Origin of the sequence: Enterobacter sp. MGH85, from assembly GCF_001037655.1 — a bacterium.
In the GTDB taxonomy this organism is placed as follows: Bacteria; Pseudomonadota; Gammaproteobacteria; order Enterobacterales; family Enterobacteriaceae; genus Enterobacter; species Enterobacter intestinihominis.
Genome location: NZ_KQ089925.1, coordinates 2,688,291 through 2,710,786, shown reverse-complemented (window position 1 = coordinate 2,710,786; position 22,496 = coordinate 2,688,291). Strand labels below are relative to the sequence as shown.

18 protein-coding genes and 2 pseudogenes are annotated in these 22,496 nt (G+C 54.6%); 9 read left to right on the top strand and 11 right to left on the bottom strand.

Annotated features, from left to right (window positions below; all coding sequences use genetic code 11):
• The first annotated feature begins 122 nt into the window (after positions 1–122).
• A complete protein-coding gene (rcsA, locus tag SK51_RS12740) occupies positions 123–746 on the top strand; it encodes a transcriptional regulator RcsA (protein WP_023306523.1) in 624 nt (207 codons plus the stop codon).
• A 98-nt stretch (positions 747–844) separates the two neighbouring features.
• Here the strand turns inward: rcsA and dsrB are convergent, their stop codons facing one another.
• Positions 845–1,033 carry a protein DsrB gene (dsrB, locus tag SK51_RS12735; protein WP_003859583.1) on the bottom strand — a complete coding sequence of 63 codons (189 nt, stop codon included), beginning with the start codon at positions 1,031–1,033 and terminating at the stop codon, positions 845–847.
• A 128-nt stretch (positions 1,034–1,161) separates the two neighbouring features.
• On the opposite strand from dsrB, the gene yodD reads away from it, so the two are divergent.
• Both yodD and SK51_RS12725 read left to right on the top strand, forming a co-directional pair.
• On the top strand, positions 1,162–1,389 hold the full coding sequence (gene yodD / locus SK51_RS12730; protein ID WP_017383339.1) for a YodD family peroxide/acid resistance protein: 228 nt from the start codon (positions 1,162–1,164) through the stop codon (positions 1,387–1,389).
• 296 nt (positions 1,390–1,685) lie between these two features.
• Positions 1,686–2,486 (top strand): annotated as a pseudogene (locus tag SK51_RS12725) (mannosyl-3-phosphoglycerate phosphatase-related protein).
• Here the strand turns inward: SK51_RS12725 and dgcQ are convergent.
• The 3 genes from dgcQ to SK51_RS12710 form a co-directional block, all read right to left on the bottom strand.
• Positions 2,471–4,171, bottom strand: coding sequence for a cellulose biosynthesis regulator diguanylate cyclase DgcQ (gene dgcQ, locus SK51_RS12720; protein WP_032671304.1), 1,701 nt, complete (start codon positions 4,169–4,171; stop codon positions 2,471–2,473). The pseudogene SK51_RS12725 and the gene dgcQ overlap by 16 nt on opposite strands.
• A gap of 84 nt (positions 4,172–4,255) precedes the next feature.
• Positions 4,256–4,438 (bottom strand): YodC family protein, encoded by a 183-nt coding sequence (locus SK51_RS12715; RefSeq protein ID WP_022648559.1) that lies wholly within the window; start codon positions 4,436–4,438, stop codon positions 4,256–4,258.
• A 77-nt stretch (positions 4,439–4,515) separates the two neighbouring features.
• A complete protein-coding gene (locus SK51_RS12710) occupies positions 4,516–5,430 on the bottom strand; it encodes a DUF808 family protein (protein ID WP_192977436.1) in 915 nt (304 codons plus the stop codon).
• A 175-nt stretch (positions 5,431–5,605) separates the two neighbouring features.
• Between SK51_RS12710 and yedA the strand changes: the two genes are divergently transcribed.
• Positions 5,606–6,520, top strand: a complete 915-nt coding sequence (yedA, locus tag SK51_RS12705; RefSeq protein ID WP_022648561.1) for a drug/metabolite exporter YedA — start codon at positions 5,606–5,608, stop codon at positions 6,518–6,520.
• Here yedA and SK51_RS12700 read toward each other — a convergent pair.
• Genes SK51_RS12700 through SK51_RS12690 form a run of 3 tightly spaced genes read right to left on the bottom strand, consistent with a single transcriptional unit; the run spans position 6,492 to position 9,142 of the window.
• Positions 6,492–6,983 (bottom strand): very short patch repair endonuclease, encoded by a 492-nt coding sequence (locus SK51_RS12700; protein WP_022648562.1) that lies wholly within the window; start codon positions 6,981–6,983, stop codon positions 6,492–6,494. The two genes, yedA and SK51_RS12700, sit on opposite strands and share 29 nt — an antisense overlap.
• Positions 6,964–8,397, bottom strand: coding sequence for a DNA cytosine methyltransferase (locus SK51_RS12695; protein ID WP_100248960.1), 1,434 nt, complete (start codon positions 8,395–8,397; stop codon positions 6,964–6,966). The genes SK51_RS12700 and SK51_RS12695 overlap by 20 nt, the downstream gene beginning before the upstream one ends.
• 43 nt (positions 8,398–8,440) lie before the next feature.
• A complete protein-coding gene (locus tag SK51_RS12690) occupies positions 8,441–9,142 on the bottom strand; it encodes a phosphohydrolase (RefSeq protein WP_048206740.1) in 702 nt (233 codons plus the stop codon).
• Positions 9,143–9,426: 284 nt separating this feature from the next.
• Here SK51_RS12690 and ompC point away from each other — a divergent pair.
• Positions 9,427–10,589: pseudogene (gene ompC / locus SK51_RS12685) on the top strand (porin OmpC).
• Positions 10,590–10,644: 55 nt separating this feature from the next.
• Here the strand turns inward: ompC and SK51_RS12680 are convergent.
• Complete coding sequence (locus tag SK51_RS12680) at positions 10,645–11,508, bottom strand: N-acetylmuramic acid 6-phosphate etherase (RefSeq protein ID WP_023306529.1); 864 nt, start codon at positions 11,506–11,508, stop codon at positions 10,645–10,647.
• Positions 11,509–11,661: 153 nt separating this feature from the next.
• Between SK51_RS12680 and SK51_RS12675 the strand changes: the two genes are divergently transcribed.
• Both SK51_RS12675 and dcuR read left to right on the top strand, forming a co-directional pair.
• Positions 11,662–13,278, top strand: coding sequence for a sensor histidine kinase (locus tag SK51_RS12675; RefSeq protein WP_032676177.1), 1,617 nt, complete (start codon positions 11,662–11,664; stop codon positions 13,276–13,278).
• Positions 13,275–13,994 carry a two-component system response regulator DcuR gene (dcuR, locus tag SK51_RS12670; protein WP_023300497.1) on the top strand — a complete coding sequence of 240 codons (720 nt, stop codon included), beginning with the start codon at positions 13,275–13,277 and terminating at the stop codon, positions 13,992–13,994. Before SK51_RS12675 ends, dcuR begins: the two co-directional genes overlap by 4 nt.
• Here the strand turns inward: dcuR and SK51_RS12665 are convergent.
• Both SK51_RS12665 and SK51_RS12660 read right to left on the bottom strand, forming a co-directional pair.
• Positions 13,975–14,937, bottom strand: a complete 963-nt coding sequence (locus SK51_RS12665) for an FAD:protein FMN transferase (protein ID WP_023306530.1) — start codon at positions 14,935–14,937, stop codon at positions 13,975–13,977. The genes dcuR and SK51_RS12665 overlap by 20 nt on opposite strands.
• Before the next feature lie 58 nt (positions 14,938–14,995).
• Positions 14,996–17,776 carry a flavocytochrome c gene (locus SK51_RS12660; protein ID WP_023306531.1) on the bottom strand — a complete coding sequence of 927 codons (2,781 nt, stop codon included), beginning with the start codon at positions 17,774–17,776 and terminating at the stop codon, positions 14,996–14,998.
• A gap of 608 nt (positions 17,777–18,384) precedes the next feature.
• Between SK51_RS12660 and SK51_RS12655 the strand changes: the two genes are divergently transcribed.
• Both SK51_RS12655 and fumA read left to right on the top strand, forming a co-directional pair.
• Positions 18,385–19,893, top strand: coding sequence for an anion permease (locus tag SK51_RS12655; RefSeq protein ID WP_022648571.1), 1,509 nt, complete (start codon positions 18,385–18,387; stop codon positions 19,891–19,893).
• A gap of 52 nt (positions 19,894–19,945) precedes the next feature.
• Complete coding sequence (gene fumA, locus SK51_RS12650) at positions 19,946–21,595, top strand: class I fumarate hydratase FumA (RefSeq protein WP_023306532.1); 1,650 nt, start codon at positions 19,946–19,948, stop codon at positions 21,593–21,595.
• Here the strand turns inward: fumA and SK51_RS12645 are convergent.
• Positions 21,584–22,489 carry a LysR family transcriptional regulator gene (locus SK51_RS12645; protein WP_032624005.1) on the bottom strand — a complete coding sequence of 302 codons (906 nt, stop codon included), beginning with the start codon at positions 22,487–22,489 and terminating at the stop codon, positions 21,584–21,586. The two genes, fumA and SK51_RS12645, sit on opposite strands and share 12 nt — an antisense overlap.
• Between the last annotated feature and the right edge of the window lie 7 nt (positions 22,490–22,496).

Genomic DNA, 22,496 nt, shown 5'->3' with positions numbered 1-22,496 from the left:
AGTTCGCCTGAAAGTCTTTGTCATGCTCACAGGTTTTATTAGATTTTTTCCATCCCGTATGGCTGTTTATGAGCTCTCAGGCAGGTGGTGAATTATCGTTACGCATTGAGTGAGGGTATGCCATGTCAACGATCATTATGGATTTATGCAGCTACACCCGGCTAGGGTTAACCGGGTACTTAGCAAGCAGAGGGGTAAGAAAGAGAGACATCAACGATGCACACACCGTTGAAGAACTCGCAGCCGCTTGTGAGTCTCACAAGCCCGGCGTGGTGTTTATTAATGAGGACTGTTTCATTCACGACCCCGCTAACAGTCAGCACATTAAGCAGATCATTAATCAGCATCCCAGAACCCTGTTTATTGTTTTTATGGCGATCGCCAATATTCATTTCGATGAGTATTTGTTGGTGCGTAAAAACTTATTAATCAGTTCGAAATCGATTAAACCAGAGTCGCTTGATGACATTCTGGGCGATTATTTGAATAAAGAAGTTAAGAATGTAGGAGCGGTTAACTTACCCACCCTATCATTAAGCAGAACTGAATCAAGTATGCTAAGAATGTGGATGGCTGGACAAGGGACAATTCAGATCTCAGACCAGATGAATATCAAGGCAAAAACAGTATCGTCACACAAAGGAAATATTAAAAGGAAAATTAAAACGCATAATAAGCAAGTGATATACCATGTCGTACGCCTGACAGATAATGTGACGAATGGGATTTTCGTTAATATGCGCTAATTTGCACGGCCATGTTGTACCCTACCTTGATCTCTGGCCTGGCCAGAGATTTTGCTTTTCAGCAGCCGGGCCGGGGAGAAGACGCCCCCGACGCCGCCCTATTCCGCCGTTTCCACAAAGATCCCATCCGGGTGCCCCAGTTCGTTGAAGAACCAGATGCCGAGCGGGTAATCTTCCAGCGACACCAGATACATTGTGCCTTCATTAAACTCTTCTATTGCCAGCACCACGCCCGGGCGGCGCGGCCCACCGTCCGTTTTGACGGTTACCCGATCGTTGACCTTCATACATTCCTCCTGTGGTTTTGAGCCAGTGTAGAACAAATTACCCTGGCTGGCATCGCCGCCTGACGCGAATGGCGTTTTTGTGTGCGGTCTATACTTAGCTGTTGAGACGGTTAAATGAGGAGCCCGCCATGAAGACTGACAAAGAGTACAGCGACACCATTAAGCGTGAGGTGGAAGTGGATGTCGATGCCCTGCTTGCCGCCATTAATGAAATCAGTGAGTCCGAAGTTCATCGCGCGGAGGATAATTCAGACCGTGTCGTGGTCAATGGTCGTGATTACCATACCTACCGTGAACTGGCTGAAGCATTCGAGCTGGATATCCATGACTTTAGTGTCTCGGAAACGAACCGCTAAGGCGAAAAAAATCCCGGTCATGGGGATGACCGGGATCAAACTTGCTTATGCAAGAAGCACTTGTAAATTCGTTACACCAGGAAATCTGATGCAGGTAAGACATTATCCCCAACAGTTTTGTCTTACAAGCATATATTCTCTTAGCGAATATTATATTTTATACATGTGAATTTTGGTTATGAGTATAAACATGCGCTGCGTGTGGGTTTATCGGGATCGTTTCCACTTCAACGGGACATCAATGCTGAGTTTTTTTAAGACTTTTCTTAGATGAACATCATTATTCAGGAGACGTTATGCCTTCGCTAAAGGAGACTCTGCTCGTCTTTACCGATCTCGACGGTACGCTGCTGGATTTTCACACTCTCGACTGGCAGCCTGCCGCTTCCTGGCTGAAGAGATTACAGGATGAACAGGTACCAGTCATTCTGTGAAGCAGCAAAACCGCGTCCGAAATGCGTGACATCCAGCAGGAACTTGGCCTTGGCGGGCTGCCCTACATTGCGGAAAACGGCGCGGTGATCCAGCCTGACGTACGGTGGGAAAACGCCGCACGGTTCATCTCAGAAAAGAAGCATGACGATATCTGGCAGTTTATTGCCCGGGTACGCCAGGAGATGCATCTGAAATTCACCACCTTCGACGATGTGGATGAGCGCGTGGTCGCCGAATGGACCGGGCTAAGCCGTCCCCGTGCGGCGCTTGCACGTAAACACGAGGCTTCCGTGACGCTGATCTGGCGTGACAGTGATGAACAAATGAAACGCTTCGCAGCCGAACTGGCCCGGCAGGGGCTGAAGATCGTCCCGGGTGCTCGCTTCTGGCATATTCTGGACACGAGCTGTGGCAAAGACGTGGCGGTGCACTGGCTTGTGGAACAGTATCGCCTGCACGACGGATTTGACCCGACAACGCTGGGCCTGGGCGACGGCCCCAATGATGCCCCTCTGCTGGACAGCGTAGCCTTCGCCGTGGTGGTGAAAGGCTTCAACCGGGAGGGGGTCAGCCTTAAGAACAACGATCCCACACGGGTTTATCGCACTCAGCACACCGGACCGGCCGGCTGGCGCGAGGGGCTTGATTACTTTTTAACGTGATCCTGCCAGATGACCCGGTTACGCCCGCGCTGTTTCGCCTCATACAGACGCGCATCGGCGGTGGATTGCAGATTTTCGAAGTGATAATTGCCCTTCTCCTGCGCGCCAGAGACGCCAAACGACGCGCTCACGCGCAGGGTAGTACTTTTCTTAATCAGGATCTCTTTGCTGTCGATACGCTCACGGATCTGCTCTGCAACTTCCGCTGCCTCTTCAAGCGTCATGCCGGGCAGCACCACACAGAACTCTTCGCCGCCGACGCGCCCGGCAATATCTTTAGTGCGCAGGGTACTGGCAATCAGCCCCGCAGCATGGGACAACACCTTATCACCCGCCTGGTGCCCGAACCGGTCATTAATGCTCTTAAAGCAGTCAAGATCGATCTGGATGACAGAGAAAGGCAGCGCCTGCTGTTCACACTGCTTCGCCAGTATTTTCGCCCGCTCAAACAGCGACCCACGATTATTCAACCGGGTCAGAGGGTCGTGCCAGGCCTGCCATTGCAGCGAATTCTGCAACGAATACATATTACTGACCATGCGCCGGATCACCAGCCATGAGATGAGCAGCATCGCGGTGAACAGCGCCCAAAGCAATGCCAGCACAATACTGATGCTGCCGAAATCGCCGCGCACCCCTTCTTCCAGGGTGTGCACGCGCAGGACGATGCCATCAAAGTGGTCGAGACGCTCCCAGCTGACAAAACGACTCCCCAGGCGAATGCCGCCTTCGGAATCCGATTCTATTGCGTGCGCTATCTGCGCTAGTTCGGGCGCGTCAAAATGATTAACGTCCGCAGCAGATGATCCAGACGTCGCGAGTAGGGTGAGACGACTGTCATACAGCTGGTATTCCCCTTCCGGGTTATCGCCTACGGCCTCCACCAGCAGACGACGCAGGGTGGCAAAGGTGAAATCCATCGCCACCACGCCATACCAGACGTGATTGTAATAAACAGGCACACTGGCGGTGATCAGCGGCTTTTTGCCCACAAAGGAGGAAGGAGGCGAGATAAACCAGCGCACGGCACGCGCACGGTTCTCACGCTCGGACTGTTGGGTAAACCAGGGCTGAGTGACCAGATGGTAGTAACGCTGCACGATATCGCTGGCATTTTCCGGCGTATCCGTTTCCAGAAAGAATCCGGCGCGAGAGACATAAATCACGCGCTCTTCGTTGCCGGAAGAACTGGATGCCAGACGCAATAAATACCCCACTTCAAGCGCGGCGGACAGTTCATTATCAAGAAACTCATCATCGCGATTCAGAAGGGTGGTCTTTTCAACGAAGGCATCAGACACACCGTTGATCGGCAATGTGCGCTGTTTATCAACCTCAATTTGCCAGGTGGGGGATGCGCGCAAACGGGCAAAACGCTTTACCGCATCATGCAGCACGCCAAACGCCAGCGGCGTTTCCAGCGCATCACGCATGCTGTGGCGAAAAAACAGCATTTTATCGACGCTGAACTGGAGTTGTCTGTCCAGCGCACTGGCAACCGTTTCCAGATGGTTACGCTGACTGGAGATATAGGCATCTTCCAGTACCACAACTTCGCGCCAGGTCAGGAGGGTGGAAAAGATCAGGACAACGATAAAACAGAGGTTAACAACCAAACGGGGATTGCTACGCTTATGCAGCCACTGCAAAAAAGATTGTTTTACAACAAAGGTATTGTGCTGCACACGCACTCCCTGAGTGTCGCTCACCATCCGATATGATAAGTCTTCTGCCAGTAAAAACGCCCGGCAAGGCCGGGCGTTGTGTGATTAAGCCTTATCGCGTTTTTGCCTTTTATCACCAGGCTGAAGCTCATCTTCACGAAAAGCCTCCCGCTTAATGCCGTATCCGTCATGCCACCGGCACTCCACCATTCCACTGGAATAACCGGTGACAATCATGCATGGACCACCATTCTTTGGCTTAACTTCATCACTGACCAAAAAGACCATACCTGCCTCCTGTATCAGGGTGAAACGTTTTCAATTTAGACGAGGAATGGTCTTTTTGCATCCGGGGTCAGCAAAAATTAATGCGATTTTCCGCGTACTTTTTCTACCAGCTTGACCACTGCCACCACAATGACACCTACGATAAAGCCCAACACAAGGTTAAGCAGCGTCGGCAGAATGGCGGCGATCACCGAACCATGTCCCGACGCCAGATGTTCAATTGCATGATGCAGCGAAGCAACGCCGTGCACGATAATACCGCCGCCGACCAGGAACATCGCCAGAGTTCCCACTATCGACAAACTTTTCATCAGCCACGGCGCCAGCACCAGCAGGCTTTTGCCGATAACGCGGGCAATGGCGCTGGATTTTTTTTTGAGCCAGAAGCCGATATCATCCAGCTTGACGATCAGACCGACCAGGCCATACACCCCAACCGTTACAAGAATGGCAATCAACGAAAGCACCATGACCTGATTTATCAGCGGTGCTTCGGATACGATCCCAAGCGTAATCGCCACAATCTCGGCCGAAAGGATGAAGTCAGTACGGATCGCACCTTTGACCTTATCGCGCTCGAACGTTTTTGGATCCTGCGCGGCCAGCGCTTCCAGACGCTGCTGGCGCATTTCCGGGGTGTCTTTCTCTTTGCGTGCGGCAAACATATGCAACACTTTTTCGGCACCCTCGAAGCACAGGAACGCCCCGCCAATCATCAGCAATGGCGTAATGGCCCAGGGTATAAAGGCGCTAATCAGAAGCGCCAGCGGAACAAGGATCACCTTGTTAATAAAGGACCCTTTCGCTACGCCCCACACCACCGGCAGCTCACGGTTCGCCCGCACGCCGCTGACCTGCTGCGCGTTAAGCGACAAGTCATCCCCCAGTACCCCGGCGGTTTTTTTCGCCGCCAGTTTTCCCATGACTGAAATGTCATCCAGCAAGGTGGCGATATCGTCCAGTAATGTTAATAAGCTACTTCCTGCCAAAATCTCTATCCTTCTTTTTTTGCTAATTAAGTGAATAGTATGGAACAAAACTCAGCGCCCGGAAACAGGCACCTCACGTCAACAAAAATTTCACATTGACAACACAATTAAAGCACTCGCCAGCCCGATAGTTTTGGCGTTAACTATGAGCGAACTTTTTATTTCGTCGTGAGGGACTATGCGTTTTCGGCATTTATTACCGCTCATTGGAGCACTTTTTTCCCTGTATATCATCTGGGGATCCACCTACTTTGTCATTCGTATTGGCGTGGAAAGCTGGCCCCCGCTGATGATGGCCGGTATTCGTTTCCTTACGGCTGGCGTGCTGCTGATGGCGTTTTTATTGCTGCGCGGCCACAAGCTACCGCCGCTGCGTCCCCTGCTTAACGCCGCCCTGATTGGCCTGCTGCTGCTGGCGGTGGGCAATGGCGCAGTAACCGTCGCCGAACACCAGAACGTGCCGTCGGGCATCGCCGCCGTGGTCGTCGCGACCGTGCCGCTGTTTACGCTCTGCTTTAGTCGTCTGTTCGGGATCCGCACCCGTAAGCTCGAATGGCTGGGCATCGCGATTGGGCTTGTAGGTATTATCATGCTGAACAGCGGCGGAAACCTGAGCGGAAACCCCTGGGCTGCCGTTATGATCATGATCGGCTCGATGAGCTGGGCCTTCGGCTCGGTCTACGGCTCCCGCATTGAGCTGCCCTCCGGGATGATGGCGGGTGCCATTGAAATGCTCGCGGCAGGCATCGTGCTGCTGATTGCCTCGGCGTTGACGGGTGAAAAACTGACGGCAATGCCAGATCTCTCAGGTTTCCTGGCCGTCGGGTATCTGGCGCTGTTTGGCTCGATTATTGCCATCAACGCCTATATGTACCTGATCCGCAACGTCTCACCGGCGGTTGCCACCAGCTACGCCTACGTTAACCCGGTGGTTGCCGTGCTTCTGGGTACCGGTTTTGCGGGCGAAGTGCTGTCGACGATTGAATGGCTGGCGCTGGGCGTGATTGTCTTTGCCGTGGTGCTGGTCACGCTGGGTAAATATTTACTGCCCGCGAAACCGATTGTCACGGCGTGTGAGGTGGAGAAACCGTGATCGGGTGAATGCCCTGGGTATCGATCTGCGCGGCCTGACCGCCGCCGCAGATCCACTCTTCCAGCCGCTCCGTCAGTTCCACGTCATTCAGCTTCATTCTTCCGCGCAGTGCGCACTCCCAGACAATCAGCACCCGCCAGCCCTGGGCGTAAAGCTGCGAAACATCGCGTTTATCACGCTCGACGTTCCTGCCAATCTTCTCCAGCCAGAAGTCGGTGCGTGTCGCCGGGACTTTAAACAGATAGCAGTCGTGATGATGCCAGAAACAGCCGTGGGTAAAGATGATGCATTGATACGCATCGATCACGAAATCAGGACGCCCGGCAAGCGTGGCATCCTGAACCCTGAATTCAAACCCGATGGAGGTCAGGAGGCCAGCGATCCGTTTTTCGATCGCGGTATCACGCGTGCCGATGGCACGCATGTTTTTACTCCGCGTGGCCTTATTGTGAACGTCCGCCATTGACGGCCTCACTCTGACGCAGCTGAACGGCCTTGCTGATGCGCGAGGCCAGCAGTTCTGCGACGGCGGCAAAGGCTGGCACCACCACCGAGTTGCCAAACTGACGATAGGCTTGTGTATCCGACACCGGAATGCGAAAACTGTAGCCCTGCGGCGCCTCAAAGCCCATTAAGCGGGCGCACTCGCGCGGCGTTAAGCGCCGCGGTCGGTGCTGTTGATTCTGAGGGTCGTCGAAATCTTTTTCGCCCAGCGCCTTATCCCAGCCCCGATCGATAAGAATTTCCGCGCCATCTTTGTAATAGCGCGCCGACAGCGTACGCGTCACGCTGTCAGGATTAAGCGGATTGACCATGCCAAACCCAAAGCCATTGCCTTTGGCCTGATGCTTTTTGGCATAGCGATAGAGGTATTTCCACAGCACTGGCGTCAGAATGAATTTCGCATCGACGGCGGGCTCCAGCAGATCGGCCACTGTCGGACGGCGCGCCGGATACAGCGAGGGCAAATCGCGCAGCGTAAAATCGCCTTTCAGATTGAGATCGCGGCGGAATCCCACCAGCACGATGCGCTCGCGGTGCTGTGGCAGGAAGTGTTTGCCGTCGATAATTTTCGGATCGTCAGGCCCCATGTCCTCTGCATCCGCCACGTCGTAACCCAGTTCATCCAGCGTTTGCATGATAATGCGGAAGGTTTTGCCGCCGTCATGGCTCTTTAAATTCTTGACGTTCTCCAGCACAAAAATTGCCGGGCGGCGGGCATCAATAATCCGGGCAACATCAAAGAACAGTGTGCCCTGCGTATCACAGGCAAAGCCGTGCGCACGTCCCAGCGCGTTCTTTTTCGACACGCCAGCCAGTGAGAACGGCTGACACGGAAAGCCTGCCAGCAGCACATCGTGCGCCGGAATGGTGTTGCGAATGTGCTCAGCGGCTTCTTCGTCGCTGACGCCGGTTTTGTGGCTCAGGGTGACGTCGCGGATGTCGGCATTAAACTGGTGCTCGTCGGGGTCGCAGTACCAGTTCGCCTTATAGGTGCGGACGGCATGTTTGTTCCATTCACTGGTGAACACGCACTGCCCGCCAATAGCTTCAAAACCATGGCGAATGCCGCCAATACCGGCAAAGAGATCGATAAAGCGAAAGGCATAATTCGGATGCGCAGCAGGCGGGTGCGGCAGCAGGTTACGCAGATAACAGAACTCGCCGTCGCTCAGGCGGTGCCCTGCCCTGTCGCTTATCAGCAGCCGCTTGAGTATTGCCGGGCTCCAGTGGCTCTCGCCATGTGCCACCAGCTGGTTTGCCAGCGTTTTAGCATCGTACATTTCCAGCAGCTGACGCAGGAGTGCCTGCACGGCTGCCGTTGATTTCTCAACCCGCTCAGGCGCGGGCACAGTCACTGATCGATTTTCCTGCATTCTCTTAACCGGACAATAAAGACAGAAAACAGAGTACCACAGTTCAGGATCGCACACTGCGACGGAAATGGGTCAATATCTGGCTGTCGGTTCCGAGGTAATCGCCCTGTAATTCGGCACTCAGCTTCGCCATAAACTGGATCAGAAAATCGGCATTGTGACGCGCAAGTTCGCGTCCCCGTGCGGTTTGCATGGTGTCCGGCAGGCGCAGGAGTTTGGTCTGAAAGTGATCGAGCGCGAAAGCTTTATCATCCAGCGCACGCGCCCCGGCAAACGGGTCGTCGGCATCAAACAACGCGGTGCCCAGCGCACCGGACACGGCAAAGACGCGCGCAAGGCCGATGGCGCCTAACGCCTCCAGCCGGTCGGCATCCTGGACCGTTTTGGCCTCCTGGCTTTGCGGCGCGATACCGGCACTGAAGCTGTGCGCTTCAATGGCATGCTCAACGGCCGCATACCGATCGGGCGGAAAATCAGGAAAATCGCGGCTCAGGATCTGGCGCGTTTCTCGCGCTGCCAGCCGCGAGGAGTGACTACGCTGCGGGTGATTTTTCGGCAGGCTGACAATGTCATGGAAGTAGCATGCGGTCAGCACAACCAGCGGATCGCAATCCCCGTCAGCCATAATGGTCTGCGCCGTCATCCAGACGCGGCGAAAATGGGCGATATCGTGCGCCGCATCATCAGTAAAATGATTTTCGTCGAGCCAGCGCTCAAAACGGTGCTGCCACTGCGCAAGTTCCATCATCCCATCCTGTTGCTCAAAAGAGAGTGAATTATAATACACCCGAATCAAAACCCTTAATAAATAGAATTTAGAAATACTTAATAATAATTACCCGCTATATTTTCAATGAATTAATTCACGCGAAAAATAAAGAGATAAAAAGAAATATTTTGTAATATTTTTACCAGTTTAATTACATTTATTTTTGAACCTAAATAATAATCCATAGAATAGTATCAGCCATGTAGTTACGGAGGGTAATTACATATATTCAGACAATTTATATTTAAAGGGAATATATAATGAAAAGAAAAGTTCTGGCAATTCTCGTACCCGCGTTATTAATGGCTGGCGCAGCAAATGCGGCGGAAATGTATAACAAAGACGGCAACAAAGTTGACCTGTACGGTAAAGTTGATGCACGTCATACCTTCTCCGACAACCCAGGCGACGACGGCGATGAAACCTATGTCCAGATTGGTTTCAAAGGCGAAACACAAATTAATAACGATCTTATTGGTTACGGCCAGTGGGAATATAAAACCTACGCTAACGATACCGAAGGCGCAGGCGACACCTCTTTTAACCGTCTGGCCTTTGCTGGCCTGAAATACGGCGAATATGGCTCATTCGATTACGGCCGTAATTACGGCGTCGTGTATGACGTTGAAGCCTGGACCGATATGCTGCCAGTATTTGGTGGCGACTCCTATACCTGGACCGACAACTATATGGTTGGCCGTACTAACGGTGTGGCGACCTACCGTAATAATGACTTCTTCGGTCTGGTTAACGGCCTGAACTTTGCACTGCAATATCAGGGTGCTAATGAAGGCGCTAACGCAAACGAAAATCAGGAAGGCACCAAAAACGGCCATGATGATGTTCGTTTCCAGAACGGCGACGGCTTCGGTATGTCAACTACCTATGACTTCGATTTCGGTCTGTCGCTGGGTGCCGCTTATTCATCGTCTGACCGTACCAACGACCAGGTTGCTTACGGCGCAGGTACCTATAATCGCTTCAGCAAATATGCCGGCGGTGAACGTGCGGAAGCGTGGACAATCGGTGCAAAATACGATGCGAATGATGTCTACCTGGCAATGATGTATGCGGAAACCCGCAACATGACTCCGTACGGCAACGATGGCATCGCCAACAAAACTCAGAACTTTGAAGCCGTAGCGCAGTACCAGTTTGACTTCGGTCTGCGTCCATCCCTGGCGTGGGTCTATTCAAAAGGCATCGATTTGGGTGGTAACGATTATCATCCAGGCAATGGTTATGACTATGTTGACCAGGATCTGGTTAACTACATCGACGTGGGCATGACCTACAGCTTCAACAAGAACTTCTCCACCTACGTTGATTATAAAATCAACCTGACGAAGATGATGCCTTCTACAGTGACAACGGTATTGCAACCGATGACATCGTTGGCATCGGTATGATCTACCAGTTCTGATCCCCATAAATAGCAAAGCCCGCAACGCGGGCTTTTTTTATTTGACGCTGAAATATTACGGCGCTTCCTGCAAGGCCAGGCGAACAAACCCGTTATTCTGCGCCAGTAATTCATGTGCTTTCCAGGCATCCATACCCGTCAGCACCATTAGCACCGCCGTTTTACACTGATGGTTACAGCTTTCCAGCGCCGCCTTCGCCTGCGCCCGGGAGCATCCCCCCGCTTCCTTTACAATGGCAATTTGTCGCTCGGCCCATCTGGTATTGCTTGCCTCCAGATCAACACGCAGGTTGCTGTACACCCGTCCTGTCCGTATCGCCAGACCGGTGGTGACCATATGCATTATCATGCTTTGCGCAATGCCCGCTTTGGCGTTGGTATACCCGGCAACCACATCCGCGCCCAGATCGGGGGCAATAACCATGCTCGCCAGCTGCGCCGCTTCACTTTGCGCATCCTCCGTAATGAGCGCGACCGTTGAGCCCAGAGACCACGCATGACGCATCGCGCCCCAAACCCATGGCGTTTTGCCGCTGACGGACAGCGCCAGCATCATGTCGTGCTCGCCGAATTTTATCGTCTGAAGGTCTGCAACGCCGCGCGCGTAGCTTCCGGCGTTATCGCCTGCTGTCATCGCAATGACCGGATGTTTTCCCGGCGCGAACGCTTCTGCCGCCTGCTTCGCCACGCCTCCGGACGCGCCTGCGCCGATCAGCACCAGACGTCCGCCGTGACTAAGCGTCGCCGCCGCGTTATCCACCACGCGAGCCAGCATACTTAAGTGAGGGGTAAGTGCAGAAGATATTTGTGCGTCATCCTGGTGTATGACATTAAGCATATCCAGCGTAGATAATCTGTCGATGTTCATCGTGCTGGCGTGCCGTCTTTCCCTGGCCGTACCGGTAAGCATAATGCTCATAAACTGCCTCCTTATTATGAGTACCCCCACACTATAAAGTGTTTTATACAGGTCACATGAGAGAAGGCTCACGAAACGCCTCTCTTTACATGGCTTTATGAAATGCCCGTCATCAGCGATAATTAGCCCTTTCTTTTTCATCGCGGAGTGTTAATGAGCGATTTGCAGCCCTTCCCCCCGACGCGCAAGCGCCCTATGAAGCTGAATACGCTGGTTACGCTGATGGTGTGCGCCATTATCGGCTCTGTGCTGCTGGTGGTCTTCGCGCTGTACTCTGTGCAGATGACCCGTGCCACGCGCGATGACGTGAAAGATACCGCGCTGGGTATCGCCCGAACGCTGGCCGACAGCCCGGAGATCAAGCGTGGCCTGATGGAATCGCCGCAGGCCGGCATCATCCAGCCGATTGCCCAGGCGGTGACGAAGCGCAACGACCTGCTGTTTACCGTGGTTACCGACCTGCGTGGGATCCGCTATTCCCATCCAAACGAAGCGCTGTTAGGTTTGCATTTTATTGGCGACGATCTGACGCCCGCCCTCGAAGGGAAAGAGAATGTCTCCGTGAACCGCGGCGCGCTCGCGGAAGCACTGCGCGTCTTTACGCCCGTTTATGACGATCGGCACGACCAGATCGGCGTGGTCGTGGTGGGTATTTCGCTGAATAAAGTTGAAGATCAGATTGCCCGCGGTCGGCTCAATGCCGTGTGGACCATCTTATTCAGCGTTCTGATGAGCTCAGTGGCGATATGGGGTCTGGTCCGGGTTCTGAAACGTATTCTCTTCGGGCTTGAGCCTTACGAGATCTCCGCCCTCTTTGAGCAGCGCCAGGCCATGTTGCAGTCCCTGCGCGAAGGCGTGATGGCTGTAGATATGCACGGGCGCGTGACGATGATTAACCACACCGCCAGAGAAATTTTGCTCCTGAGCTCGGGTGAGCACTCCGAGAGCAGCGGCGAACCACTGCTGGCCAGCCTGCGGGAAGTGGCGAAAACCGGCATTGCTCGTCAGGATCAAGAGATCGGCTGTAACGGACGGCTACTGCTGTGCAACATGGTCCCCGTGAAAAGCCAGAATCAGGTCATCGGGGCAATCAGCACCTTCCGCGATAAGACCGAAATCAGCCAGTTAATGCAGCGTATCGATGGTATGGTCAACTATGTTGATGCCCTGCGCTCACATACGCATGAGTTTATGAACAAGCTGCACGTGATCCTCGGCCTGCTGCACATGAAGCGCTACGATAAGCTGGAAGAGTACATCATCCAGACCGCACAGAATTATCAGACGGATATCGGCGCGATACAGCGCAAGGTTAAATCGCCGGTCATTGCGGGTTTCCTGCTGGGTAAAATCAACCGCGCCAAAGAGGCGGGAGTGACCCTGACGCTGGCCGAGGAGAGTCAGCTTCCTGACACAAGCAATGAAGAGCAGGTTGCGGTTCTGATCACCGTGCTGGGCAATTTAATCGAAAATGCCCTGGATGCGATGGAAGCTCAGCCGGAAGGCGAGATCGGCCTGCTGCTGCATTATCAGAACGGCTGGCTGAGCGGTGAGGTCAGCGATGACGGTCCCGGCATTGATCCCGAGCGGCTGGAGGCTATTTTTACAAAGGGCTACTCAACAAAAGGTGAAAACCGTGGCGTTGGGCTGTTCCTTGCACGTCAGCAGATCCAGAACCTGGGCGGAGATATTACCGTCGAGTCGGAGCCTGGCGTATTTACCCAATTTTTTGTTCAGATCCCCTGGGATAGCGAGAGGAATATCGCGTGATAAATGTATTAATTGTCGATGATGACGCCATGGTAGCCGACCTCAACCGTCTGTATGTTAACCGCGTTGAGGGTTTTAACTGCTGCGGCGTCGCTTCCACGCTCAACCAGGCCGAAGCATTGATCGCAAACCCAGGCCAGCCGATCGATCTGGTGCTGCTGGATGTCTATATGCAGCAGGATAACGGGCTGGATCTATTGCCCATCATCCGGGCATCGGGCCGCCCGATTGACGTTATCATGATTTCGTCAGCCTCCGACGCCGCAACGATCCAGACGTCGATGCACTATGGCGTGGTGGATTACCTGATTAAACCGTTCCAGTTCCCGCGTTTTGAAGAGGCGCTGAACGGCTGGAAGGCAAAGCGCAGTCTGATGGGCTCGCATCAGTATTATGAACAGGCCGACGTCGACAGGCTGATCCACGGCGGCGCGCCGGAGCTGGCCGACAGCAAAAAATTACCGAAAGGCTTAACGCCGCAGACGCTGCGCACCATTTGCCAGTGGATCGATAGCCATCCGGAGATAGAATTTTCCACCGACGATCTGGCGAATGCGGTCAACATTTCCCGCGTCTCCTGCCGCAAATACCTGATCTGGCTGGCGCAAATAAATATCCTGTTCACCAGCATTCACTACGGTGCCACCGGTCGACCGGTATATCGCTATCGTTTGCAGCCGGAACAGGTCGGCCTGCTCAAACAGTACTGCCAGTAATTCGGTAGCTGTCGTCCAGAAGGGTAAAACGGAAGTGGTGCATCGAGGAGATCACCACTTCTTTTGTTTTGGTGACAAAAATGGCTTCAATATCGGGGCGCGAACGCAGCGCGGCGCAGCCCTGCTCCACGCCCATGCCGTAGATCAGCGTGGTCCAGATATCGCCGTCGAGGGAGTCTTGCGAAATAATCGTCACGCTGTCCAGTTCGTTATCCAGCGGGTAGCCGGTACGCGGGTCAAGTATGTGATGATAACGTTTGCCGTTCTGCTCGAAGTAGCGCTCATAGGTGCCTGACGTCACAACCGACCGGTTTTCTACCGTTATGGCGCCAATCAGCGCGTCACCGGCGAACGGTTTTTTCAGCCCGACGCGCCAGCCACCCTCCGGCGAGCCTAACGTCTGGACGTTGCCGCCAAGGTTGATCAACCCGAGTTCGGCGCCCTCTTTATGCAGGTAATCCCGCACCCTGTCGGCGATATAACCTTTGGCGATAGCCCCCAGATCGATCTCCATTCCCTGGCGTGTAAGAAACACGCTGCTGTTGGCGTCATCCAGTACCACGTTCGCAGGATCCGTGATACTCAGCAAGGCGGCGATCTCGTCCGCGGGCGGTACAGCGTCCCCCTTAAAGCCAATTTTCCAGCGTTTGACCAGCGGACCTATCGCCAGGTTGAACGCACTGTCTGTAGGCAGGCTGGCCGCTTTCGCGCAGCGGATCAGGTCAAACACCGGGCGACTGACGACAACCGGATGCTGACCGGCAGCATGGTTGACATCCATCACCTGCGAATGCGCACGGTTGACGGTGAGGAGATCTTCGTACTGTTTGATCAGGCGAAACACGCGGGACGCGAGGGCTTCGTCATGGGAGAAGAGTTTCAGGAGGATGGGCGAGCCCATCAGAACGGCGTTGTAGCTGTAAACGCGATGGCTATCAGGCATTGCATAAGTCCTCAGATGTAGCCCCGGCAAGCACCGCGCCGCCGGGGAAACAGGAGCCTTACCGTGTTTTCGAACGCATAGCCGCCTGATGTCCGGCAAGCGTACCAAAAATAATGATATCTGCCACCGCATTACCACCGATGCGGTTACCGCCGTGGATACCCCCGACAACCTCACCCGCAGCAAAGGCTCCCGGCAATACGTTGTGGTTACTGTCCAGCACGCAGGTTTCTGTATTGATGGTCACACCGCCCATGGTGTGGTGCACGCCCGGCGCAATCTGAATGGCATAGAACGGCCCTTCGTTGATAGGCGCACGCAGCGCGGTGGTGCGGCCAAAATCATCGTCATGCTGTTTTTCCACAAAGCCGTTGTAGCGTTCCAGCGTTGCCAGGAACTGGTGGTGATCCATCCCCAGCGCTTCCGCCAGGGCTTTTGGCGAGCTGGCGCTGGTGACAAACCCTTTCGCGATGTACTCATCCGCGGCTTTGTTTTTGGCGCGAACATGCTCGTCAAAGACGATGTAAGCGTATTTCTCCGGCAGCGCGATGATTTGCGCCGAAACTTTGTCGCGGGTCGACATTTCGTTATAGAAGCGGTTGCCCTGCTGGTTTACCAGAATCGCCCCGCCGCCGCGGATGGATTCGGAAATCAGGTACGACGTTTTCTGCTCAACGGTTGGGTGGATCTGGATTTCGCCCATATCGACGGTGCCTGCGCCAATACGCTCCAGCAGCGCGATACCGCCGCCGGTTGCGCCTTTGTGGTTAGTCGTCACGAACCCTTCCAGGTCCGGACGGTATTTCACCACCATCTGGCTGTTGGCGCTGAAGCCGCCCGTCGCGACAATTACGCTTTTGGTTGCCACGGTGAGGGTTTCGTTCTCTTCGGTGGTCAGACGCACGCCGGTCACTTCGCCGTTTTCGAAGATGATGTCGCTCACGGAGGTATCCAGCATCACCTCGATGTTGCGTTTGTTGACATTGCGCACCAGGCCGCTAATCAGATATCCGCCCACCGCGGAACCGTCTTTCGGACGGTGCGTACGGTCGATGCTCATCCCGCCGGTGGTGGTGATGTCGTTCAGCATAATGCCGCGCGTTGCCAGCCATTCGATGGCCTGCGGCGCGTTCTCGACAAAGCGACGCAGCAGTTCAGGGTTGTTCTTATTGCCACCGCCTTTCAGGCTTTCCTGGTAGAACAGCTCTTTGCTGTCCTGAATGCCCTTCACGCGCTGGAAGCGGGTCTCAGCCGCGTTCATCCCGGCAGAGGCTTTAATGGTGTTCCCGCCAATAGTCGGCATTTTCTCAACGATCAGCACGCTCGCGCCTTCGTCGTGCGCCTGAATCGCCGCCGCCAGACCGGCACCGCCGCTGCCGACCACCACCACGTCCACGCTTTTAGTCTCATTCGGGTCAGCGCCCTCTTCTGCCGCCAGCGCTTTGCTGGATTTCAGCATCGCCTTCGAGACCGCTTTTTTCACCGCCTCGCTCTGGCTGGTTGCGCCGGTGATAGCATCCACGTGCGGGGTATTGGCATCCAGAATACGGGTACGGATCTCTTCGAAGCTGGTGACAAACTCGACGTCTTCACTCGGGCCGGAGGCCAGTTCGATATCGGCGATGCGGTCGGTTTCGAGGCTGACGTTAATCACCAGTTCGTTAGCATCGTCCTGCACTTTTTCAATAAAGGTGCCCGGTTTGAATTTAGATTCGCCCATGCTCATGTCGCGGATCATCGCTTCCACCAGCGAGAAGCGCCACAGCGGTTCCGGGATGCTCAGTTCTTCGCGTCGGGTACTGTCCATAAACAGCTCCAGGCTTTCGCCCGCCGCGATGCGATCGGTCCAGTCTGGATAGGCGATGGTGGCGCGGCCAACGGCTATCAGGTCGTAACCGTGATCCAGCGCTTCATTCACATCCGTGGCATTCACCACGCCGCCAACGCCCATCACCGGTACCTGCGCCAGCGTGTCAGAGCGCATGGCGCAGTATTTTTCGATAAGTGGCGTCGGGTCCTGAGTATCGACGATAGAAGGACGCAGGGCGGCGCCAAGGGAGAAGTGCAGATAATCCACCCCACGAGCGGCCAGTTTTTCCAGCAGATACAGGGTGTCTTCGAAGCGAATGCCGGGGACTTCCAGCTCTTCCGGTGAGAAACGGTAGCCAACGATGAACGCGTCGTCCGCATACTGGCGCACCATCTTGTGGGTAATGTCCAGCACCGCCAGCGGGAATTTCGCGCGGTTATCGCGGCTTCCACCCCACTCGTCGTCGCGCTGATTAGAGTTCGGGGAGTAGAACTGCTGGATCAGATAGGTATTCGCCCCGTGGATTTCGACGCCATCGAAGCCGGCCTGAATTGCGCGGCGTACGGCTTCGCCGAACTTGCCGATCATGCCTTCCACTTCTTCTGAAGTCAGAGCAACCGGCGTCGCGGCACCGTCACGCGGCGCGGCAACCGCGCTTGGGCCAACCGGCGTGCGGCCGCCGATCAGTTTTGGGTCGACCATACGGCCGCCGTGGTAAATTTGCAGAAGGGCTTTGGAACCTTTGGACTTAATGGCGTCAGCGATTTTTGCCAGTCCGGCGATTTTTTCGTCGTTATCAATACCAATTGCGCCCGGGAACGCAAGGCCGAGATCGTCAACAAAACAGCATTCAACGATAATGGTGCCGATGCTGCCAGCGCGGGCACGGTAGTACTCCACCAGCTCGCTGGTCACGGTGCCATCGTAATACCCCGTACAGGTTGTCATCGGGGCCATTAACAAACGGTTTTTCAGTTCAGTACCATTCGGTAATGTGAAGGGGCTTAAAATACGTTCGTTAGTGCTCATAATTGAAACTCCAAACTTTAAAAATTAAGAATTCGTTATCGGTATGGATTTTTTATTTCGTGTTTTTGCCGATGTCATAACATTAATATAAAGCTTTTTTTAGTTTCTAAAGTCATTACGTTAGTTAATAAACTATTTAATCCCTGCGATAACATTAATAACACATTGGTGTTAGCGCGAATGTTTTATACGTTCACATTAATTTAAAAAAAGTTAAATCAACATTGGTAAGGCCAATACACCATACACACCAAAACCCCTTTAAAATCATAACGTAAAATACAGTCCAAACTAATAATGTTATAAAATTGATAAATAAAATGCTTAAAAATAGCGAATAACCACACTACTCAGAGTGGTTATTATAAAAAGTATAAAATTACGTCCTCAATTCTGTTTTTTTGATCGCGATCAATAGTAATGGCATCCAAAGGCGCAATATAAAAACATCATCATTTTTTATTTAGCGCAAACAAAAATGCGTTAAATCGCTATTACTGAAAACACAAAAACGCACCTTAAATAACTAAAAAAAGCAAAACGAATAAAGCAATCGAATTTGTGTTTTCGCTGTACGACGAATTTTTGACAACTTAAGACGTGAAACTATGAAAACAAAAACTGCTGTAACGCCTCCTGCGGCGAATCTGGCATCAAATGGAACAGCAAAACGCCTGCTGATGATGGCCCTGCCCGTCATTGTCGCCGTCCTGCTGTTGTTTGTCCCCGTTCCGGAAGGTCTGCCGCCTTATGCGTGGCACTACTTCGCCATCTTTGTTGGCGTCATCGTCGGGTTGATTTTCGAACCTCTGCCGGGCGCCGTAATCGGCCTCACCGGCGTGGTGGCGATTGCGCTGTGCAGCCAGTGGGTGCTCTTTAGCCCCGAACAGCTGGCTGACCCGAAATTCAAGCTGGCGGGCGCCTCCTTTAAATGGGCGGTGAGCGGGTTTGGTAACTCCACCGTGTGGCTGATCTTCGGTGCCTTTATGTTTGCCGCAGGCTACGACAAAACCCGCTTCGGCCGCCGCCTGGCGCTGATTCTGGTGAAGTACCTGGGCCGTCGCAGCCTGACGCTCGGTTACGCCATTACGTTTGCGGACCTGCTGCTGGCCCCGTTCACCCCGTCCAATACCGCGCGCAGCGGTGGGACCATCTACCCGATTATCGCTAACCTGCCGCCGTTGTACGGTTCAAAACCCAACGACCCAAGCGCGCGCAAAATCGGTTCCTATCTGATGTGGGTGGCAATCACCGCGGCTTGTATCACCAGCTCGATGTTCCTTTCCGCTCTGGCACCTAACCTGCTGGCACTGGCGCTGGTGAAAAGCACCGTTGGAATTGATATCTCCTGGGGGACCTGGTTCCTCGCCTTCCTGCCGCTGGGTATCCTGCTGATCCTGACCATGCCGCTGCTGGCCTACTGGTTCTACCCGCCAGAAGTGAAGGTAAACAATGAAGTACCACTGTGGGCGACCCGCGAACTGGAAAAACTGGGCAAACTGTCGCGCAATGAGATCCTGCTGCTGGTGTTCGTGTGCTGCGCGCTTCTGATGTGGATCTTCGCCGCGGCGTGGATTGAACCGGCCATGGCTGCCCTGCTGATCGTTGGCCTGATGCTGTGGACCGGCGTGCTGGAGTGGAACGACATCACCGGCAACAAAGCCGCGTGGAATACCTTCGTCTGGTTCGCCACCCTGGTGGCACTGGCGGATGGTCTCTCCTCCACCGGCTTTATCAGCTGGCTGGGTAAAGAAGGCGGCCTGCTAATGAGCGGTATCTCGCCGGGTGTCGCCACCATCGTCCTGCTGCTGGCGTTCTACCTGCTGCACTACCTGTTCGCCAGCACCACCGCGCACACCACGGCGCTGCTGCCTGCGATGCTGACCATCGCCTCCACCATTCCGGGCATGAATATGGAAGTGTTCGTCCTGCTGATGGTGACCTCGCTGGGCGTGATGGGGATCATTACCCCGTACGGTACTGGCCCAAGCCCGATTTACTACGGTAGCGGCTACCTGCCAACCAAAGACTACTGGCGCCTCGGCACTATCTTCGGCGCCATCTTCCTGGCAGCTCTGCTGCTGATTGGTTACCCGTGGATGTCCATGATGTTCTGATTTCTGACCGCCGGACATTTCCTCCGGCGGTTAAATTTTTGTGGAGCAAGCTATGTCAAACAAACCCTTTATCTACCAGAACCCCTTCCCACTCGCGCATGACGACACCGAATATTATCTGCTGACCAAAGAGCACGTTTCCGTTGCCGAGTTCGACGGTCAGGAAGTGCTGAAAGTCGAGCCAGAGGCGTTGACCCTGCTGGCCCAGCAGGCCTTCCACGACGCGGCGTTTATGCTGCGCACCTCTCACCAGAAGCAGGTTGCGGCTATTCTGAGCGACCCGGAAGCCAGCGAGAACGATAAGTACGTCGCCCTGCAATTCCTGCGCAACTCCGAGATTGCGGCGAAAGGCGTGCTGCCCACCTGTCAGGATACCGGCACGGCAATCATTATGGGTAAGAAAGGCCAGCGCGTCTGGACCGGCGGCGGTGACGAAGCCGCGCTGAGCCAGGGCGTGTATAACACCTATATTGAAGACAACCTGCGCTACTCGCAGAATGCGGCGCTGGATATGTATAAAGAGGTGAATACTGGCACCAACCTGCCCGCGCAGATCGACCTCTACAGCGTGGATGGTGACGAGTACAAATTCCTCTGCATGGCGAAAGGCGGCGGTTCCGCCAACAAAACTTATCTGTATCAGGAAACCAAAGCGCTGATCACCCCGGCGAAGCTGAAAAATTATCTGGTTGAGAAGATGCGGACCCTCGGCACCGCGGCCTGCCCGCCTTACCATATCGCCTTCGTTATCGGCGGCACCTCAGCGGAAGCCACGCTGAAAACCGTCAAGCTCGCCTCTGCGCGCTACTACGATAGCCTGCCAACCGAAGGCAACGCGCACGGCCAGGCGTTCCGCGACGTCCAGCTCGAGCAGGAACTGCTTCAGGAAGCGCAAAACCTCGGCCTTGGCGCGCAGTTTGGCGGGAAATACTTCGCCCACGATATTCGCGTGATCCGTCTGCCGCGCCACGGTGCCTCCTGCCCGATCGGCATGGGTGTTTCGTGCTCCGCCGACCGCAACATCAAGGCGAAGATTAACCGCGAGGGGATCTGGATTGAGAAGCTGGAGCACAATCCGGGCCAGTATATTCCTGAATCCCTGCGCCAGCAGGGAGAAGGCGACGTGGTAAGCATTGATCTGAACAAGCCGATGCCCGATATTCTGGCGCAGCTCTCCTCGCACCCGGTCTCCACCCGCCTGTCGCTGAATGGCACCATTATTGTGGCGCGCGACATCGCCCATGCGAAGCTGAAAGAGCTGCTCGATAACGGCGAAGCCCTGCCGCAGTACGTCAAAGATCACCCGATTTACTATGCAGGCCCGGCCAAAACGCCGGAAGGCTACGCGTCTGGCTCCTTAGGTCCAACCACAGCCGGGCGTATGGACTCCTACGTGGACTTATTGCAATCCCACGGTGCGAGCATGATCATGCTGGCGAAAGGTAACCGCAGCCAGCAGGTGACGGACGCCTGCCATAAGCACGGCGGCTTCTACCTCGGCAGCATTGGCGGCCCGGCGGCGGTGCTGGCGCAAAACAGCATCAAGAGTCTGGAGTGCGTGGCGTATCCGGAACTGGGAATGGAAGCGATCTGGAAAATTGAAGTGGAGAACTTCCCGGCGTTTATCCTGGTGGATGACAAAGGCAACGACTTCTTCCAGCAGATCCAGAACAAGCAGTGCAAAGGCTGTTCACAGCGCTGAGTCTTTCCACAATGATGGCAGCAGCGACAGCGTTTCATTAATTAACCGGCGCTTGTCGCTGCCCGGTTTCCAGATCGTCACCATCGTTTGACCGATCCCCTGGCTGCCCACTTCGGTGTGCAGCCTTTTTACGTTTTGCCATCGCGCCGCCTGAAGATGCGTCGGCAAAAATCCCCAGCCGCACCCTTTCTCCAGCAGGCCGCGCAGCATCTCCAGTTCGTTAGTGAAAAGCGTGTGCCCTGAAATTTGCAGGCGACGGGCAACCGGCTCGTCTGACGCGGCATGCATAATCACCTGCGGAACCAGAGAGAGATCGAGCAGCGACACCGGCGACGCAACCTCCGCAAAAAGCGTCGTTGCGGCGTAAAAATCCATTTCGATCGCCCCCAGCGCCCGCCACTCCATCTCATTGCCCACGCTGCGGTTGCGCGCCTGGCAGATCCCCAGATCGGCCTGACCGTTCGCCAGCATGGCTTCCGCCTCATCGCGCGATGCGCTGGTCAGGCTCAGGCGGATCTTTTTCGCCGCCAGTGTGGCAATCAGCGCCTGTAAAAAAGCTCTGGGGGTGAACGGATCGTAAACGAGTGCAATGTCCTGCGTGGCGCTGTCCGGCACCGATCGGGCAAACGCCTCAAATGCTTTGACCTGCCGCATCAGCAGGTGCGCCTGCCGCTGAAGCTGCTCCCCCTCCGGCGTCAGGCGCAGGCTGCGCCCCTCCCGCAGGAACAGAGCGTAGCCCAGCCCATCCTCAAGAAAATCGATCAGATCCCGCAGGGTTGTACGATCTTTGCCGAGTTTACTGGCCGCCTTCATCAGGCTGCCGTGCTCAGCGACGGCGGTGAACGCCTCAAGTTGGGCAAAGGAATAGATCAGTGATGCCACGTCATTCTCCACGCGATTT